This is a genomic window from Cytobacillus firmus DS1 (genome assembly GCF_000565285.1).
In the GTDB taxonomy this organism is placed as follows: domain Bacteria; phylum Bacillota; class Bacilli; order Bacillales; family Cytobacillaceae; genus Cytobacillus; species Cytobacillus firmus_A.
On the sequence record NZ_APVL01000003.1, the window covers coordinates 275,523 to 293,452 of the forward strand.

23 protein-coding genes and 1 pseudogene are annotated in these 17,930 nt (G+C 42.1%); 13 read left to right on the forward strand and 11 right to left on the reverse strand.

Features of this window, described 5'->3' with window-relative positions; translation table 11 throughout:
• Window positions 1–429 precede the first annotated feature (429 nt).
• The gene (gene yeiL, locus PBF_RS05780) at window positions 430–1,116 is read right to left on the reverse strand and encodes a transcriptional regulator YeiL (protein WP_035328214.1); all 687 of its coding nucleotides are present in this window, start codon (window positions 1,114–1,116) and stop codon (window positions 430–432) included.
• Window positions 1,117–1,194: 78 nt separating this feature from the next.
• Between yeiL and PBF_RS05785 the strand changes: the two genes are divergently transcribed.
• Window positions 1,195–2,373: an MFS transporter gene (locus PBF_RS05785; protein ID WP_035328216.1), complete on the forward strand. Its 1,179-nt coding sequence runs from the start codon at window positions 1,195–1,197 to the stop codon at window positions 2,371–2,373.
• Window positions 2,374–2,423: 50 nt separating this feature from the next.
• On the opposite strand, the gene PBF_RS26990 is transcribed toward PBF_RS05785, so the two are convergent.
• The 3 genes from PBF_RS26990 to PBF_RS05795 all read right to left on the reverse strand — a co-directional run bounded on the left by PBF_RS26990 (window position 2,424) and on the right by PBF_RS05795 (window position 4,117).
• Window positions 2,424–2,558: a hypothetical protein gene (locus PBF_RS26990; RefSeq protein WP_268745098.1), complete on the reverse strand. Its 135-nt coding sequence runs from the start codon at window positions 2,556–2,558 to the stop codon at window positions 2,424–2,426.
• 47 nt (window positions 2,559–2,605) lie between these two features.
• Window positions 2,606–3,040: a GNAT family N-acetyltransferase gene (locus PBF_RS05790; protein ID WP_035328218.1), complete on the reverse strand. Its 435-nt coding sequence runs from the start codon at window positions 3,038–3,040 to the stop codon at window positions 2,606–2,608.
• 114 nt (window positions 3,041–3,154) lie between these two features.
• Window positions 3,155–4,117 (reverse strand): helix-turn-helix transcriptional regulator, encoded by a 963-nt coding sequence (locus PBF_RS05795; RefSeq protein ID WP_035328221.1) that lies wholly within the window; start codon window positions 4,115–4,117, stop codon window positions 3,155–3,157.
• A gap of 105 nt (window positions 4,118–4,222) precedes the next feature.
• On the opposite strand from PBF_RS05795, the gene PBF_RS05800 reads away from it, so the two are divergent.
• Window positions 4,223–4,702, forward strand: a complete 480-nt coding sequence (locus PBF_RS05800) for a GyrI-like domain-containing protein (RefSeq protein ID WP_035328224.1) — start codon at window positions 4,223–4,225, stop codon at window positions 4,700–4,702.
• A gap of 67 nt (window positions 4,703–4,769) precedes the next feature.
• Here the strand turns inward: PBF_RS05800 and PBF_RS05805 are convergent, their stop codons facing one another.
• The 4 genes from PBF_RS05805 to PBF_RS05820 all read right to left on the reverse strand — a co-directional run bounded on the left by PBF_RS05805 (window position 4,770) and on the right by PBF_RS05820 (window position 7,965).
• Window positions 4,770–5,978 carry a sensor histidine kinase gene (locus tag PBF_RS05805; protein ID WP_035328226.1) on the reverse strand — a complete coding sequence of 403 codons (1,209 nt, stop codon included), beginning with the start codon at window positions 5,976–5,978 and terminating at the stop codon, window positions 4,770–4,772.
• A 171-nt stretch (window positions 5,979–6,149) separates the two neighbouring features.
• Window positions 6,150–6,641, reverse strand: a complete 492-nt coding sequence (locus tag PBF_RS05810) for a hypothetical protein (RefSeq protein WP_035328228.1) — start codon at window positions 6,639–6,641, stop codon at window positions 6,150–6,152.
• Window positions 6,642–6,657: 16 nt separating this feature from the next.
• Window positions 6,658–7,233 (reverse strand): DUF7010 family protein, encoded by a 576-nt coding sequence (locus tag PBF_RS05815; RefSeq protein ID WP_051488817.1) that lies wholly within the window; start codon window positions 7,231–7,233, stop codon window positions 6,658–6,660.
• A 15-nt stretch (window positions 7,234–7,248) separates the two neighbouring features.
• On the reverse strand, window positions 7,249–7,965 hold the full coding sequence (locus PBF_RS05820) for a DUF2306 domain-containing protein (RefSeq protein ID WP_035328231.1): 717 nt from the start codon (window positions 7,963–7,965) through the stop codon (window positions 7,249–7,251).
• Between the two features lie 222 nt (window positions 7,966–8,187).
• On the opposite strand from PBF_RS05820, the gene PBF_RS05825 reads away from it, so the two are divergent.
• From PBF_RS05825 to PBF_RS05840, 4 genes are all read left to right on the forward strand, one after another.
• On the forward strand, window positions 8,188–9,591 hold the full coding sequence (locus tag PBF_RS05825; protein WP_035328233.1) for a PLP-dependent aminotransferase family protein: 1,404 nt from the start codon (window positions 8,188–8,190) through the stop codon (window positions 9,589–9,591).
• Window positions 9,592–9,683: 92 nt separating this feature from the next.
• A complete protein-coding gene (locus tag PBF_RS05830; RefSeq protein WP_235192203.1) occupies window positions 9,684–10,235 on the forward strand; it encodes a GNAT family N-acetyltransferase in 552 nt (183 codons plus the stop codon).
• Between the two features lie 120 nt (window positions 10,236–10,355).
• Entirely contained in the window at window positions 10,356–10,826 is a 471-nt protein-coding gene (locus PBF_RS05835; RefSeq protein WP_051488818.1) for a DinB family protein, read from the forward strand.
• A 200-nt stretch (window positions 10,827–11,026) separates the two neighbouring features.
• Entirely contained in the window at window positions 11,027–11,329 is a 303-nt protein-coding gene (locus tag PBF_RS05840) for a hypothetical protein (protein ID WP_035328237.1), read from the forward strand.
• Between the two features lie 120 nt (window positions 11,330–11,449).
• Here the strand turns inward: PBF_RS05840 and PBF_RS05845 are convergent, their stop codons facing one another.
• Window positions 11,450–11,896: a DUF4385 domain-containing protein gene (locus PBF_RS05845; RefSeq protein WP_035328239.1), complete on the reverse strand. Its 447-nt coding sequence runs from the start codon at window positions 11,894–11,896 to the stop codon at window positions 11,450–11,452.
• 233 nt (window positions 11,897–12,129) lie between these two features.
• On the opposite strand from PBF_RS05845, the gene PBF_RS05850 reads away from it, so the two are divergent.
• From PBF_RS05850 to PBF_RS05880, 7 genes are all read left to right on the forward strand, one after another.
• Complete coding sequence (locus tag PBF_RS05850) at window positions 12,130–12,474, forward strand: PadR family transcriptional regulator (RefSeq protein WP_035328241.1); 345 nt, start codon at window positions 12,130–12,132, stop codon at window positions 12,472–12,474.
• Window positions 12,471–12,806, forward strand: a complete 336-nt coding sequence (locus PBF_RS05855) for a DUF1048 domain-containing protein (RefSeq protein ID WP_343299398.1) — start codon at window positions 12,471–12,473, stop codon at window positions 12,804–12,806. Before PBF_RS05850 ends, PBF_RS05855 begins: the two co-directional genes overlap by 4 nt.
• A 35-nt stretch (window positions 12,807–12,841) precedes the next feature.
• On the forward strand, window positions 12,842–13,195 hold the full coding sequence (locus tag PBF_RS05860; RefSeq protein WP_035328244.1) for a DUF1048 domain-containing protein: 354 nt from the start codon (window positions 12,842–12,844) through the stop codon (window positions 13,193–13,195).
• Window positions 13,192–13,524, forward strand: a complete 333-nt coding sequence (locus tag PBF_RS05865; protein ID WP_035328246.1) for a DUF1048 domain-containing protein — start codon at window positions 13,192–13,194, stop codon at window positions 13,522–13,524. The genes PBF_RS05860 and PBF_RS05865 overlap by 4 nt, the downstream gene beginning before the upstream one ends.
• A gap of 344 nt (window positions 13,525–13,868) precedes the next feature.
• Window positions 13,869–14,630 carry an ABC transporter ATP-binding protein gene (locus PBF_RS05870; RefSeq protein ID WP_035328249.1) on the forward strand — a complete coding sequence of 254 codons (762 nt, stop codon included), beginning with the start codon at window positions 13,869–13,871 and terminating at the stop codon, window positions 14,628–14,630.
• Window positions 14,631–15,380, forward strand: coding sequence for an ABC transporter permease (locus PBF_RS05875; RefSeq protein WP_035328251.1), 750 nt, complete (start codon window positions 14,631–14,633; stop codon window positions 15,378–15,380). It begins immediately after the preceding gene.
• A gap of 181 nt (window positions 15,381–15,561) precedes the next feature.
• Complete coding sequence (locus tag PBF_RS05880) at window positions 15,562–16,026, forward strand: DinB family protein (RefSeq protein WP_035328253.1); 465 nt, start codon at window positions 15,562–15,564, stop codon at window positions 16,024–16,026.
• Between the two features lie 502 nt (window positions 16,027–16,528).
• On the opposite strand, the gene PBF_RS05885 is transcribed toward PBF_RS05880, so the two are convergent.
• Both PBF_RS05885 and PBF_RS27135 read right to left on the reverse strand, forming a co-directional pair.
• Window positions 16,529–17,491: a hypothetical protein gene (locus PBF_RS05885; RefSeq protein WP_035328256.1), complete on the reverse strand. Its 963-nt coding sequence runs from the start codon at window positions 17,489–17,491 to the stop codon at window positions 16,529–16,531.
• 172 nt (window positions 17,492–17,663) lie between these two features.
• Window positions 17,664–17,764, reverse strand: a pseudogene (locus PBF_RS27135) (23S rRNA (pseudouridine(1915)-N(3))-methyltransferase RlmH); the annotation flags it as partial.
• Between the last annotated feature and the right edge of the window lie 166 nt (window positions 17,765–17,930).

Here is a 17,930-nt window from a genome sequence, read left to right on the forward strand (position 1 = left end):
AAACCTTTCAGATATATATAGGTTTTGTAATGGCTTATCCTTCGTATTCACTATAAGCCCGAAAGGATGAATTGGCAATGGATATGGCACAATAAAAAAAACCTTTTTCCCGGTATGCCTGAATGCTTGAGAAGCTGGTAATTTCAGTGAATGGAACCGCTTACCTTTTTTCTCAAAAATCCCTTTGTATATATTGTCATTTTCCGCCTCTCAATGTAGTCCGTTGATTTCCGCTCCAGGATGCTCACTTTCCGCGGGGCAGGCGGTGAGCCTCCTCAACGCTTCGCGTCTGCGGGGTCTCACCTGTCCCGCTACTCCCGCAGGAGTCTCGCACCTTCCGCTACAATCAACTCAGTAATAATACACAAAGTGCAACAAACCTCGCGAAAAGTTGGAAGCCACAAAACCAGAATGGTTTCCTATTCGATTTCAGCTGCCCGGCTCCAGCCCATTTTTCAGCACATCTGCAAGCCTGTGCAGTTCGTCTGTCTGCCGAATATGGTAATGGCGTCCTTCCTTATGCAAATAGCCTTTTTCGCAAAATTGCACAAGAACATGCAGGAGATGACGGTAGGACACTCCTAAAAAGTCACAGACAGTTACATGTTTCTCTTTATACATATCCCCATCAGCGGTTTGCAGGATGAAATCGGCCAGCCGGTTTTCAAGCGGAAAGGATAGGCCCTGTGAGTACTTTTCAGCCATCTTGGTTGCTTTCACGCTTAGAAACTTGGTGAGCTCGCGGAGGAAGGTGGTGTCTTCAAGCAGCTTTTTGCGATAATGGTGCAAGGGAACCGCAAAACAGACTGTCTTCGCTGAGGCCTGAATCCCCTTTGTATAGTACACTTCATGCAAAAGCTCCATTTCCCCGATATAATCATGGGCATTGATAAAATTAATCAAAGATACCTTCCCATTTTGATATGTCACGTAAATCTTGGCTTTTCCCTCGATGACATAATATAAATAATCCGGCCTCATGCCCTCGCGTATAATCCATTCATCCCGCTTATATTCGCGTACTTCCACAAACTCCTCAATCGGAAAAGAAAATAAATGGGATATAGAGTGCTTCTCCAGGTAATGCTGTCTTTTTTTCCCTTTGTAAGTTTCCATCATCCACCCCAAAATATGAGATATCTCATATTATTGTATGAAGCTTCCTGATATCATGCAAATATCGGAGGGATTTTAATGAAGACACAAAGCTGGATGAGCAGGCAGTTTTTCAGTTTTTTTATGACCTGGGGCATTTTCCTGCCTTATTGGACAGGGTGGATGATCCATATAAAAGGAATGACGGTTTCACAGGCAAGTTTGATCATGAGCTTGGGCCTGGCGATACGGGGGCTTGCCACACTTTTTGCTTTTCCCTATTTATCGGGAAAATTCAGCAGCAGAACCCTGCTGAACGGGATGTCAGCCGGTACCCTGATCGCCATTCTCTGCTATATTCCGGCCGACTCTTTTGCCAGCCTGCTGCTGGTAACGCTGCTATTGCATTTCTTTTATCCGGCACTGATGCCTGCACTGGATAGTGCTGCGGGCATTCTTGTCCAGAACAAACAATTAAAGGATTATGGAAAAAGCCGCTCCTGGGGATCAATCGGATTCGTTGTGTCCGGTATGATTCTGACCTTCTTTACAGGAGGGTTCGGAGATGAGGCCATTTTCTGGGCGTTATTACTCGGCATGCTTGTAGTTCTTTGTCTCGGTTTCATGAATACACCTGCAGTACTATCTGAAAAGCCGAAACCCGGCCAGACCAAAGGAGCCATAAGGAAATTATTCAGCATCAGACACTTCGGTCTTGTGCTTATCATTGTGATTCTGCTGCAGGCAGCGCATGCTTCCTATTACAATTATGGTTATATTTACTTACAGGAAATTCAGGCACCAAAATTTTTAATCGGCGCCATTATTAATATAGGCGTGATTGCAGAAATTCTTTTCTTTTTCATCGCGGACCGGACTTTCCGGAAGTTTTCAATCGGTTCATTACTGGCATTGGCAGCATTGGGCTCCACTGCACGCTGGGTACTCGTATTTGCTTTCCCGCATGTCATTGTGTTCAGCATTAGCCAGACATTGCATGCCTTCTCATTTGCCATGGCCCATTACGCCTTCATGAAATATTTAATTAAATATGTTCCTCACGAACAGGTGCCCATTACTCAAGGAGTCTACTCAGCACTCGCCCTCAGTTGGAGCACGGCCCTTTTCACCATATTCGGCGGGTATCTTTATGAAATGGAACCACGATACGCGTTTATCGGAATGGTGGTTTGTACTGTACCAGCCTTGGTCCTGGCTCTTATTTACAGGAAACTTGCAAAAGGGAAGGAAACCGCTGCAGGCAAATTGGCAGGTTAACGGTCGAGGAAGATGCTTTTTTCAGTATTATCCTGATGAAAAGCAGCCGCTTAAAAAATTTGAACCAGCTTTGATTGAATGGACTCCGGCAGCAGCTTAAAGAACAGTCCTTCATACTTAAGGTCAAGCAGGCCTGCAATCAGCAAAATAATCATCAGAATAAGCACGATTTTTTTCTTAAACATCTGTCCGCCTCCTTTCTAAAGAGCTCCCTCAGCAGGAGCTCTTTTAATTAATACGCCAATTTATAAACAATTTCCCCATCAATAACCCGGCCGTCCGCTTCAAAGCCCAACTTTTCATACAGCCTTTTCGCCATGCTATTCTCAGGCTCAAAGCTTAAATATATCACTTTATGCTCCTGGTCCTGCTTAATCCGCTCAATCAGCTTTTCCATGGCTGCTTTCCCATACCCTTTTGACTGATGCTTCTCATCAACCATCAGGCGGTAAATCCAGTATTCCTTATCGTCATCATCCATGCAGTACATTGTAAAGCCCACTAACACCTCATCATGATAAATTGCTAAGCATTCACACTCCGGAAACGCCTTAGCCTGCGCAAGCGAAAACACATTTGGCGCCACAAACGCCTTCTGCTCTTCCGCTACACGCAAATCAATGACATCGAAGAAATTATTGCGATCTATTTCTTTGAATTCAATCATATGATCCTCCTGGAATCCCTATTTTCTTTATTAGGTTCATCCCTATTCAGGTTCGCTAAAGCTGCGGGAAAACCCTTCTGGAGTATTCTTCTGAACACTTTTAACTCTCTTTCCTCATGGGCAAAATAAGGCTAAGCGCTCTTGTATGCATTCCAAGATTACTTCAGGCATTTCCCTGACATTGATATCCTCACCCAGGAAAAGCAGCCAATTGATTATTTCAGTCAGCTCTTCTGAATTATTTACATTGATAAAAGTCTTTAGAATGGCTGTGGTCTGATAAGGATTTGTATACGCAATGGAAGCCTTAATAGGATGGTATTTTTTGAACTGGGCAATCGCCTGCGGTCCGAGTTCTACTACAAAATTGATAGCCTCGTCCTTCATGCTTAGTTTTTCTAAAATATTTTTCCTGCTTATTCTTTTTTTCACAGGATACGATTCGACACCGATGAGATTATCCACGGGGAAAATGTGTCTCCTTTCTTCCTGTAAGTCAAAGGCTTCCACCTTCCAAATGCTTTTTTCACGATAAAGGTGCATAAGATAAATGGGATAAGACCTGATTTCCTTCTCTTCATTTACGGTAATCCATAAATAGCGGTCAACAATAAGAGATTCAATGAGTTTTTCCAGCATCGGATGGGGGAGGTCTGACAGATCAAGAAGATCGGGATTATTAGGGTTGGTCCCTTCAAACAGAAGGATTTGATTTAAAAGGACCAGGTCTTCCTGCTGGGCTTCAGAGATCAGGCCGAGCAGTTTTTCAGCTAAAGACTGACGGCTCTTTAGGTAGGGGAGCTGCAGATTTCGTGTAGCCATAAAGGCGATAAACAGAGCTTTGATCTCATTATCGGTAAAGCGGACAGTGGGCAGGACGGAGTTGTTCATGACAAAATAACCCCCATCCCTTCCGACCTCAGCGACAAGCGGCATCCCCATGGCTTCTATTTCCCGAATATCCCGAATCGCTGTTGAACGGGAAATGTTAAATTCCCGCATGATTTCAGAAATAGTAAAGTGGGCGCGGTTGTTGATATACCGCATCATCACATTTATCCGTTCCACTTTTTTCATTGCGGCCTCCCTAAACAGTATCATTTTTTGACATGATTTAACGTTATTATAAACTTATCAAATGGGCAAATCATTTGAAATGATTAAAAAAGGACGGTTTTGAAAATGGCGAATTATACTCTGGAAGAAAAAGAAGGCTTTACCGTTTTAGGCATTGGAACTGAATTGAAGAGCGATTACACAGACTATGCAGGCATTAATCAGGAAAAAGCAGACTTCTGGCAGGCAGTCAAACAGGATGGAAGACTGGACAAATTGATGGCCCTAGCCACAAATGATTACATTTTTGTCGTAAACGAAGCCGTAAATAACAAAATGATGCATTATGCCGGGGTCATGACAGAGGCATCTCTGCCGGAAGCAACCAGATTGATCCAGTTTCCTGAAGGAGAATACCTCATTGTGAAAGGAGAAGCCGGAACATCTGAGGAATTGAGCAATATGCTTACGGGGATTGCCTTTGGTCAAGCACTCCCGGAAGCAACGGATTACGCCTATGTCGGCGGGCCAAATGCCTCGGTTGAAATGGGGCAGCGAAACGGAATGGTATTCGGTGAGATGTGGATTCCTGTTGTGAGGAAATAGGAGATAGTAACAAAAGGTGTGCCTGACCCCCGGCATTCGCAGTATGCCTGGGGTCAGACACCTGTATCTACATGGCTGGAAAACGTATCACAACGGTTGTTCCATGCCCTATAGCAGTCTCGAAATGAATGGTCCCTTTATATTTTTCCACTATCTCAAAGCAAATCATCATACCCAGTCCGGTGCCTTTGCTTTTCAGCGAATAAAAGGGCGTTCCGAGTGAGGCAACTTCTGATTCGGTCATCCCTCTCCCTTGATCGGTAACCTTTATGGAAACAAATTCTTTTTCCCTTGCAGCCGCGACCTGAACGATATCCCCAAGCTTCGATGCCTCAATCGCATTTTTAATAATATTGATCAGCAATTGCTTAAACTCCAGGCGGTTCACAGCGATATGACAGTTATCGGCCACATTTACTTCAATCCGGTTATCATGCAGCAGCCCATATGAATACAGTAGATCCGCCACACTCTGCAGAACAGTCCTGACCTCCACTGTTTCAGATGCATTTTCTTTTTCCGGTTTCGCAACAGACAGAAATTGAGAAATCACCTGCTCAGCTGTATTTAATTCATCAATCATCAGCGAAATCTGTCCTTTTCGACTGGAAGAAAAGGAAGTATCCTGTTCAAATAACTGCAGAAAACCCTTCACCACGGTCAGAGGATTCCTGATCTCATGTGCAACCGCTGCTGCGAGCTGGCCTGTTATCTTCAAGCGCCCAGACTGCTGAATTTGTTCATAATAGAGCTGCTGTTTTTTTATCCGCCCATTCGTTAAGAAAAAAATAAAAAAAACAACCACCTGGCTCGCAAAAAAGTTAATCACATTCCCTATTAAATCCTGCTGTATATAGGCGTATTGAAGTCCGTGATCCACAGCCGCAATATAGCCGAACAAAAGCACCGATCCAACACAATTGAGAATCAGCGAAAAATAAAAAATCCTGGAATCAAAAAACAGGATCGAAAGGGCGGGAATCAAACAAAGGAAAATAAAGTTCGACCAGGTCTCGGGATATAAAAAGAACAGCGTATAAAAGTAAACAGACGATATAACCGTGATGATCACTCTATGTACATACGTATCGACCCTGGGATACAGCAGCAGACAGACCGACAGAATGAGGACCAGCACCAGATTAAAAATATAGCCAGCCCCAAAGTCACCCATCCGCGGATTATCCGCCACCAGCCCCAGGATCATAATGGCGATCACAATAAACGCCACAATATGATAGATTTTTTTATTAAATTTATTATTAAACTCCTTCATACATACCCCTTTGGTTATCTATATCGCACCTAATTAAAATATATCACGATTGGCGGGTGATGGTAAAATAGGATTATTTTGTATTCAAATTAAACTGAAGAGTGAAACCGCAGCGAAAAGAGGATCATTTTGTTTATGAGCATCCCAGGCACTTTATCGCTCTCGCCCCGGTCAGGGAGTGCATTTAGCGATTTTAAATTTTTTAAGCAGTTCAAAGAATGCTCCGATGAGCAAACGTGCCAGTGGCACAGTCAGCGGCAGCAGGATAAATGCATAAAATGTTCCCCAAATTAAAACGCCCTCGACATTAACACCTGCAGCTCCACTTGCTGTGTAAGTTCTGAGGCTGCCCCCCCTTACTGCATACTCTCCAAATAAGGCACCAATCGTCCCGCTGTACAGGCTATTAAACAGGGCAGAGATTAAGCTCAGGAACCAAAGCTTTTTATTTGAAACATTTTCTTGTCTGGCAAAATAAAACCCTAATATGGAAAAGGTGATGGTAACAGGAGGAAACGTCGCGTAATATATCCATCGCTCGCCAGCTAAAGAGGTAAAGCCGCCCGCAAGCCCCTGTGCTGCCACCATAAACAGAAAGGAAAGGCAAAGTGATAAAACAAAACCAAAAATAAAGCCGATTAAGACTCCTCCTGTAATTTTCATAGTTTCCTGTTCCTATTCATCCAGATTTTTCATTAGCACTAACCCCTTGTGAAATGCCCTTTTTTAATTCCTGAATTACTTTCACGATTGCCGCCATAAAAAACAGTGAGATGGCGAGCGGAACAAATGTAAAAGCATATTCAATGAAATAGCCGCCAATGATAAAGGAGGATAGTCCCATCCCAATGGCCATGATAAGATAAGCTTTGCTTTTATAAATCCACGCGTACGGAAGGAAATGCGAGGCGCCAAGCAACCCGATTGTAAACGGCAGATACTCCGGTATTTTCATATAAACAACAATAAAGACCGGGATAAAGAAAGCCTGTGGAGCTGCTGTAAAAGCGCCAAGTTCACTTAGCGGATTGTTCTTTACAAATAAATCGATTTTCAGGACATGTCCGAGCACCAGCCCGAGCGGGAAGATCGCCATTAATCCCCAAATCCAAATAAGATGGACAATTTCTTTTGCAAATACAAACGGAATCAAGGCCATCAAAAGCCAGACAATAGCCCCACCCAGCAGTATAGGATAACCCTTTTTCGCTGTAGCAATCAGATTGTCTCTTGCTTGGTCAACAGTATGATTCATTTATTTCCCTCCTCATCATTTACTTATTTCTTGAGCAGACGGCTTTGGTTTTCTGTTGTATTTTCGATCGTACTGGACGATGAAGCCAATCATAACAGGTACCAGTACAAGGGTCGGCAGCAGCCAAAGGACCAGGCTGGTTGACTGTATATTCAGCACCCTTGGCGCTCCGAACACGGTAAATGCCGTGACAGTTGAAATTCCACAGGCAATCATTCCGCCAAAGTGTTCATACACCCAGTGCATTTTCTTTGCCGGTGCCTTGAGCCAGTACTTTAGCTGGATTCCAGCCAGCAGCGGCCCGATCAGCGGAAAATAGATCAGAAGCGGTGATGTCAATAGAATACCGTAGATGCTGATCCCGCCGCCTGCCAGCCCAAGAATGACAGCAGCCGTTATGTCCAATGGATTCCGGTGTGCTACCTTCCTCTTTTTATAATTTATTACGCGCATGCCATACAATGCCGATACCGCGCTTAAAATAGAGATGAAAATCAGGAACCAGGAGAAAGAAATCCTCCCGCTGTCCGCAGCATCGTCAAAAGCTACCCGGTATACGCCCATATAGAAGGCGGAGATGGCGACAACAGCCATCGACCAGACATAAATCCAGCCGGTTCTATTATGAATCTTCCCTCCTTTTTTCGTTAATAGCGGCAGCCAAAATAAAATCAGTGCCAAGAAGCCAGCCGCTATATGTGCCACTCTAAAAACCGAAAACAGTTCTTCCATGTCTTCCTCCTGTTTGTAAAATTTCAACCTTATCTTATATATGTCTTCATTTTATTAAACTTATTTGGTTAAAATATCCATAATTTATACTATATTAAATTTTTTTGTGTTGAAAATAGACAGATTGAAAAAAATTTGGAGGACAGACCCGATTTTACAAATACAAATATGCTAATATTCTGTACAATTACCTTATATTAGAATTTGTGAGGCGATTTTCAAATGCTTACTTTGCATCCGAATGTTCCGCATTACCGCCAAATCTATGAAAATATTAAAAATGATATTATAAATGGAAATTTACATGCAAATGTTAAGCTTCCTTCAATCCGTTCGCTGGCCGATCATTTGAATATCAGCACCACCCCAGTGGAGGCAGCTTATCAGCAATTGGCGGCGGAGGGGCTGATCGAAAGCAGAGCGCGTAAAGGCTTCTTTGTCAATGGACTGCCGCCTGATTACCTCCGCCTTGGAATAAGGAGCAGCAATGAGCATGAATCGAACTCTCTGTTTCCAGCCAGAGATACACCCGGTGGTTATCTATATGATTTCCACATCTCCGCAATAGAGAAAGAAGCTTTTCCTCTCAGCAGCTGGAAAAAGGTTACGGCTGAAGTCGTGTCAGATGACCGCCTGAACCTTAATTACGGAGAGCCACAGGGAGAATTGGGGCTTAGAATACAGCTTGTGCATTATTTGCGTAATTTCAGAGGTGTTCACTGCCGCCCTGAACAAATTATCATAGCCGGCGATCAGGCCTATCTCATGTTCCTCCTTTCCATGCTTCTTAAAGAAAAATACAGTGATTTAGCAATAGAAAACCCGGGCTATCAGCTTATACCGGCTGTATTCAGAAAAAGCGGCTTTTCTATTTTACCTATGCCGCTTGATGAGGATGGCATCAACATTCATTCGCTTCTGAAGTGCGAATGCAAGCTTGCTGCTGTCACCCCCTCCCATCAATTCCCGACTGGAAAATTGATGTCACTCGAAAAACGGCAATCCCTGCTCAATTGGGCACGGAATCGAAACGGCTATATTATCGAGGACGACTATGACGGTGAATTCCAATATGATAACAAACCGCTTCCTTCGCTTCAGGGCCTTTCAGAGAATACGAATGTCATCTACCTTGGGGGTTTTTCACAGATACTTGCTCCGGCTATAGGCATCCACTATATGGTGCTGCCATACGATTTGCTGGAGGACTATCACCGCATAAGAATAGAGCTCATGCTCGAGCATCCTGCCTCGAGGCTGAGCCAGTTCACCCTTCAGTCATTCATGGAGCAGGGATATTTGGCAAAACATATCCGGAGGGCGAGGAAGCTTTATAAAGAAAAGCACGAAAGACTTGTTGCCGCGCTGGAAACGCATCTAGGCGGAAAAATGTCCATTACCGGCAGAGGCGCTGGTTTCCATATCACCATTTCTGTGAATGATACACGCACATCAGGCGAACTGTGTCTATTGGCAAAAAATAAGGGCGTCCGTATCATCGATGCCAATGCTTTTTATGTCAAAGCTTCCGAACCGCTTCCCCCTTCCATCATGATCGGTTTTGCCGGCATCCTTCTTGATCAGATCGAACCAGGCATCAAAAAGCTGGCGGAAGCTTGGTCCTGATGCATTCTGTCCTATAAAAAAAGAGTAAACTGTCTATTTTATCGACGGAAGTCCGCAGGTATGATGGAAGAAAAAACATAAGGGGCATGAACATGAAAAAGTACGAACGATTCTTGGAAGGCGACAAGGTGTACCTTAGACCTTACCACCCTGAAGATTTGGACTTCTTCTATAATGGGCTGTACATTTTTGATACGAGGACGCTCACCGGGCTGAAGAAGGTTTATACGAAAGAGTTCATGGGGGAGTATTTTGCCAAAATCAGCAGTGATGACAGCAGAATTTTCCTTGTTATAGCTGACAAAGAAAATGATGAGCTGATAGGGGATGTGGAGATAAACGATATCGACTGGATGAACCGTTCAGCCAATATCCGCATCCAGATTTCAAATGGGAATTACCTTTCAAAAGGCTTTGGAACAGAGGCTATGAAGCTGCTGCTGGATTATGGTTTCGGTGTCTACAATCTTCACCGCTTCGATCTTGAAGTGTATTCATATAATCTGCGCGCCATTAAGGCATACGAAAAGCTGGGCTTTAAGCAGGAAGGAATAAAGCGGAAAAGCCACTATTATCACCATGAATTTCATGACACCATCATGATGGGGCTGCTGAAAGAAGAATTCCAGCCTTTAATGCACTGAAAACTAAATAAAGGGGCCTGCCCACTGCACTTTAAAGCAGTAGTGAAGTTGGGGACAGGCACCTTTTTAAGAGGTATTTTTTATCTAATCTAGAATACCTATAAAAAGGAGCAATTACTGATGGGGGTTATGATGAATAAAGAAAATATTATAAAAGTGAAAAAGAGTTTAATTGATTGGTCAGCTTCCTTGAAGAACATCTCAACTGAATTATGGTTTGAACCTTTCAAAAAAGGATCATGGGGAACAGCAGATGTGATTTCGCATTTTATTTCATGGGACAAATTTATGATAGAAAATAGAATTAACTGCCTTCTGAGAAAAGAGGATTTCCCACAAATAACTGTTGATGCCGAAGCTATTAATAAAGAAGCCTCTATTTATGCAAGATCAGGTATATCCAAAGAGGACCTTATTAGCGAATTTATTAATATAAGAACTGAATTACTATCATTAATTGATAAAATCCCAGATGATCAATTTAGTAAACCTTGTCCAGGAAAGGAGCATATTACGTTGGGTGAATATTTTACCGGTATGGCAGAACATGATATAAAACATGTCGATCAAATTAATAAGCACTTAAATTAATGTCATTGTTTTTTCAATGACTTTTTATTTTGTTTTAATGACGATGACTCTGCATTATAGGTATTTACAAAAAATATTATTTATTGGACAATTTTACCACAGTAATATGTAATTAAACTTTAGGAGGAGGATTACTTGAAATTAGCTGCTGGCGTTATGCTTATTATTATGAGTATCGTTCATGTCATTTATGGGGAAAAATGCAGGTAAATCTATTAAAGAATCTGGGAGCAAGTAATATTCTAATAGGATCTTTCAGAGCAATGTCTTTGCAGGGAGGTCTTCTTGTTTTTATAGTTGGTGCAGCAGAGATTCTGGTTTATGCCGGATTAATTGAATTAACCGGATTTGCGGCATACATCCCAATGGGCATATTGTGTATAAATGTAATATCGGTTTTTATTGTTGCTTTTCTTAAACATCCCGAACTAATTAAAGCCACAATACCTCAATTCATATTTTTTTCGGCCATTATAATTATTCAATTTTTAAGTATCAATTAATATCCAAAAAAGGGCCTGACCGTCTGCCCTTTAAAGCGGTAGTATCGTTAGGGTCAGGCACCTATATTATGTTGTGCAGATTCATGTATCCTTTACGCAGCATGCAAAGTGCATGCTGCTTCAGCCATATTTCTTCTGATGCTCTTTTTTCCGCTTAAGATAATCCTTATCCTCCCGCGCGAGCTTCCATTTTCCCATAAAGATGGACGCTGATTCTGCCTTCTCCGGATCATTCTGCCTTTCGTTGATCTTGCCATTCTCATCATATTTTTTCCCGCCTTTGTAATTCGTATAGCGGCGGGCTCTTGTATATCCCATCTGCAGAAATTTCCTTGCCATGTCCATCCCGACAAAATCTTCTTTCTCCTTATAATCGAGAAACATTTGATAGATCTTATCCGATGACTCCTCAGCAATTTCCGGAGTCTTAAATCGCCAATGCTTTAGAATCTCGCTCTTATAAGGCTCTACCAGCAGCACACCCTGTTCTCCCCTGCCAACCCTATACAGCTCAGGATTCTTGCGAAAATCTATTGTGTCAAAATCCAAATCGTAATCGAAGGCCATATCTGTCATCCTTTTTATTTTGGGTTTACCCATGACAGTCTTTTTGTATGCAAAGTAAAGTTATTTAGTGCTTTCGGGAAGCTAAGGGGTGGTGCTCGTGTTCATTGTACACATAAAAATGGGCTTCATTGGCGAAAAGTTCTATTGACATGTAAGCTATTTAGTCATACTATATACTAGTAATAAGTAACACAGAATACCTGTAACACTAAAAATAAATGGAGATGAAAAATTTGGAAAACATCACAGAAATGCTGAAAGGGGTGCTTGAGGGTTGTGTGCTTGAGATCATCAGCCGCGGAGAAACTTATGGCTATGAAATCACCCAACAGCTGCGAGAACTTGGCTTCACTGATGTGGTTGAAGGAACAGTTTATACAATTACCATGCGACTTGAGAAAAACAATCTGGTGAACATCGAGAAAAAACCATCCACTATGGGACCGCCGAGAAAATTTTACACACTTAACGCAGCAGGTCAAGAGCATCTTGAAATCTTTTGGAAAAAATGGGATTTCGTTTCGAGCAAAATTGACGAACTCAAAACGAAAATAAAATCAAAAGGAGAAGTAATATGATGAGTATTTTTGAAAAAATCTTTGGCGATTTTAGCGAAAAGAAAGCATGGCGTGAAATGGAAAACCGTGCAAAATCCTTACCTGAAGACTACTGGAAAGCCTACAAAGCGATGCAAAAATATCTCTGGAATACTGGCGGCGTGATGGATTGGCAAGAAACAAAATTCGTCTTTAATCACATCATCGACCTCCTTGAAGAAGCGGCAGCCGATGGCAAGCGCGTTAAAGAAGTTACTGGCAATGACGTAGCAGCCTTCTGTGATGATCTTGCCATTGATGCAAAATCATGGGTTGATAAGCAGCGGCAAAGGCTCAACGATGCGATTAAATAATAGAACTTCACTTTAGTATCTTAAAGGAGACTACAATGAACTTTTTAGAAAAAATAACCGGCAGCGATATGACTAAAGCAATGAAAGATTTTGAAGCGCGGGCAAAAGTCTTGCCGGCTGAATATCAAACTGCCTGGCAAGAAATTAAAAATAATCTCTGGATTCATGGAGATTTCACCGGCCGTAATCTGATGCCCATCCTTGACAGTACTCTTGAACTGCTTGAAGTTACATCAGCAGACGGCCAGAGCATCGAAGAAGTACTGGGAGATGATATCAGCGGCTTCTGTGCAGCGCTTGTTGGTGACGAAGGCGCAAAATCCTATAGAGATAAATGGCGTGACCAGCTCAACAAGAACGTCGCAAGAAAATTAGGAGGACTGAAATGAGCATCAAAAAAATCATCGAAGGCAAAAAAGAATGGAGAGCCCATGTTTCACGTGTCAAAGCGCTTCCACAAGATTACCAAATTGTCTATAAAGAGATCCAAAAATATCTCTTCAAAGTCGGTCCTGTTGAGCTAAACAATGGTATCGGACTGCTTTCTGATATTCTCAGCTTCTTTGAAGAAGGGGCAGCAGCCGGGAAAGGTGTGCTTGAAGTGACAGGAACAGACGTTGCTGCTTTCTGTGATGCACTTATTGAAGATTCAAAAACTTATGCTGATCTCTATCAAGAATCGGTCAATCAAAAAGTCGATAAGGCTATGAAAAAATAGAAGGAATTATTATCTCGTACCTTCCTCCATTAAACTGCTCGAGGGCATGAATAAATTGAGTTGTTCGAAGCCGGTGCGGCAGAAGACAGACGGACTCTTTGTCAGCGAACTAGCAGCAAGTGCTAAAATTCATGTCGACAAGTATCGTGAAGTTTTGAATCAGGTCGATTTGGAAACAAGTAAATTCAATAGTCCGACTGGATAGCTGGTTACAAATCTGGATTGCCACCTTCACTATTCAGTTATATTTTTACCCTGGTAGTAAGTAATACAGATTATCAGTCAGACTAAGTAGCCAGCATTTTAGGCAATCAAGCTCCATCATTTATAAGGAGGAAAAAAGTATGAGTAATGCAGCGATTTCTGTAAAAGGGTTGAAAAAATCCTTTAACGACAAGGAAGTCTTAAAGGGGATGAATTTTGAGGTGCGGCGTGGCGAAATTTTCGCATTGCTGGGCTCAAATGGAGCAGGCAAGACAACGACGGTCAACATCCTCTCGACGCTGATGAAGCCCGATGGCGGCGAAGCAGCTATTTGCGGCTTTGACTCCCAGCGTCAACCGGATCATGTTCGCCAGAGTATCAGCCTGACAGGACAATTTGCAGCTTTAGACGGCATGCTCACAGGAAGAGAAAATCTGATGATGATCGCCAAGCTTCGCGGAGTTTCCAATCCCGCTCAAGTCGCCGACAATCTGCTTGCAAAATTCAGCCTTACCGATGCGGCCAACCGCCGGGCGGACCAATATTCCGGCGGGATGAAGCGCCGGATTGACATTGCCATGAGTCTCATCGGGACGCCAGCCGTCATTTTTCTCGACGAACCGACGACAGGGCTTGACCCCGAAGCGCGGATTGAAGTCTGGAATACCGTCAAGGAGCTTGCTGGCAGCGGCACGACCATCCTGCTGACGACCCAGTACCTGGAGGAAGCCGAACAACTGGCGGACCGTATCGCCATCCTGCATGGCGGAAAAATCATCAAGACTGGTACCCTTTCCGAACTTAAAGAGATGTTCCCGCCAGCGAAAGTGGAGTATATCGAGAAGCAGCCGACCTTGGAGGAAATTTTCCTCGCGATCATCGGCAAAAAGGAGGAGAAATAAATGAAAAGCAAAACAGGGGTATTACTTGGACGCTTACTGCGCAACATCATGCGCAGCCCGGATACGATTATCACGGTGGCGATTACGCCGATTATGATGATGCTGCTGTTTGTTTATGTATTTGGCGGCTCCATAGAAACGGGCACGGACAACTACGTCAACTATTTATTGCCGGGAATCTTGCTGATGGCTATTGCATCCGGCGTCGCTTACACTACATTGCGGCTGTTTAACGATGTAAAGAGCGGGCTGATGGCTCGTTTCATTACCATGCCGATCAAGCGCTCGTCGGTATTGTGGGCTCACGTGTTGACTTCGCTTGTTTCCAATGCGCTTACTGTCGTGGTGGTTATCCTTGTTGCCCTCCTGATGGGCTTCCGTTCTGGCGCTGATATCCTGGATTGGCTTGCCGTAGCCGGGATACTCGGGCTGTTTACGCTGGCACTGACATGGATTGCGGTCATTCCTGGATTGACTGCGAAATCTATGGAAGGGGCGACAGCCTACTCGTATCCGCTGATTTTCCTGCCGTTTATCAGTTCGGCCTTTGTCCCTACCGAAACCATGCCCAAAATGGTACGTGCGTTTGCCGAGAACCAGCCCGTGACTTCAATCGTGAATGCGATTCGCACCCTCTTGTATGAAGGGTCTGTTGGCAACGATATCTGGATCGCGCTTTCCTGGTGCATGGGCATCATGGTCATCGCTTTCTTCTTCGCCACTAAAGCATTTAAACGCCAGTTAGGGTAAGTACACCATTATGGGATTAGCCATATCGTCTTGGTGAGTAAAATGATCAGTAAGAGAAAAAAAGGATCTCTACAACTTCACCTGATTGAGGGGTGCCATTTTCTATTGCATAGTATCTTTGTAATGTTCATTAAATTGATATACTATTTAAAAAAGAATAATACGAGGAGTTGAATAATGAATGATTGATGCTAAGACCATATTATTAGATCAACTTCTAGCTAATGCTAATGATCGTAGTTGGTATATATCATTCTATGAATCAGTTGATGGACTATCTGAAGCAGAAGCATTTTGGAAACCTGATGATTCAAGTCATAGTATTGCAGAAATTGTCCAACATCTAATTTTTTGGAATGAAACTTGGCAATTCCGGTACAAGGAAAATCAAGTTAATGCCGTTTCACGAACGACTAATAACGCTGATACTTTTCTTGTTAGAGATGAGGATACTTTCTTTCAATTAAAAGAAAAGTTGTTAAAAATACTACTTCAATGGCAAGAACTTATCGAGGAAGAGCAACTTTTAGCTGTTGTAAATGGATATCCTGTGAAGGCTAAATGGTGGGCAATAATATCTAATGCCGCAACTCATAATGCATACCATATTGGACAACTAGCATATATTCGTAAAATGAAAAAATAGAAATTTTTCTGTTAAGCCGTTGGAAGCACACAGGGGCATTTTTATTACGCATTTTATGTCTACTATGCAACAAATATCTCGTTATGTAAGAGGTAAAGAAAGGCGAAAAATTCATTTCATATCTCTCGACTGTAGCTTCACTACGATTTTTGGGGAGCTATCTCCCCCATAGCTAAACTCTATTACAATTTGGTATATTTCCCTCTCTCCATGAACCAGTTATTACTCCTTCTAACAGCCCACCAGATAGATTTTTGTATTGCCGTCTTAGAAATAAGGGCCAGACCCTCGGCCCTTTAAAGCGGTAGTATAGTTGGGGACAGGCACCTGTAATTACACGTAGAGGTAATGGCAGAAGCATATGAAAGAAATTATGAGACTTTAATAGACTCTTTTGCTTCCTGGCGAACCGTCTTGCAATAGTTCTAGCTGTCCCGATTCCTTTACGGTAATCCGTACCTTATCTAAAAGTGAAGAAATTAAAAAGGGGTTATACTCCCCTTCACTGACTATCGACCATTTGTGCTATCTTTATAGTCTGCAGCTCTTTTTGAACAATGCTTATTGAGGTAATACTACTTTTGGATCGTTGAGCTAATTCATTAGGCAGCTTTTGAATCTTCTCTATAGAAGCAGCTAAATCTTTTTCTAAACTTTTTTTTATATCTGCACCAATTTCAGAACCGCCTTCATCTTCTTTCCAAAACTGAATTGCATTTAGCGTATTTTCCCCCATTTCCTGTATTGAAATAAATAGGGATCTAGTTTTATTTACTGTAATTAAAACACTAGAAGATAGTTCAAGAACTTTATGAGCTTCTATTGTAGTATTTCTTAAATCTTCAATTTGATATATCAAGTTTGAATTTAACTCTTGTTCAATTTGCAATAATTGTTCAATGTCTTTTTCCTTTTGATATTCTTCGTATAATAAACTTAACTTTTGATGAGAATCACTCATCTCTTGCTGAATATCTGTTAAGTTCTCCAAACGAAATAATATGCCATCAATTTCACCAAGTTGAATCTGTGCAAAAGCTAAATTAGTACTTATGTTACTTACAATTGGAAGATCAACAAAAGTGTTGACCCCTTTAACGACGGTAATGGCTGTTCCAAATTTGCCTATTGCATCCCTTATAGGAGCTAAATTTTTATTTAGCCACTCAACATTTTTAACTAATAAATTTATATCCTGATTGTATTTATCTAGATCGCTAATTATTTTAGGTAATTCTGTTTCTATTACTTTTAACGAATTATTTTTAGCTTCATTTACTTGGTTCTTCATAGTATTTAGTTCTGTTGGGTCACCTTCACCCACACTATTGCTGACAGCCATTTTACTAGCTGTATATCCGATTGAACCTGAAATTACTATTGACGAAATAATTGTAATAGGAAACAAATATCTTTGGTATACCTGTTTCTGGTTAGATACAGCCCTCGTCCTCTCCTCTTCCATTTGCAGATTCCCCTCCTAAATTACGGTACTTCCTTCATTTGGATTCCGTTATATTTTATTTAATACTTTGTAAAATATTTTATTTATTTTTTTATTCACTATTTCTACTTTCTGGTTTACCGTTACTTATGGTACGGTTTCCCCTCCAATTAATCTGAAAAGCCCTATTAACCTACTCCAATAATATCAGCTTCATCAACTATGCGGAAACGTCATCTTCGAAAACGACAGCTTCTCGTCCGCCCGCTGCAAAACCTCCTGGCTCAATCCCATTAACAAGAGCCTGACCTAATTCAATGAGTTCTTTTAATTTTGAATTCGGTATAGGAAGTGAGACCATAGGTAAAGAAGGCTGTCCGGCTTTTAGCGTCTCCAATTACGACATCCCGCTCCGAAGCAAGGAGAATTCGGCATGTCATCATAGACTCTATATTCCCTA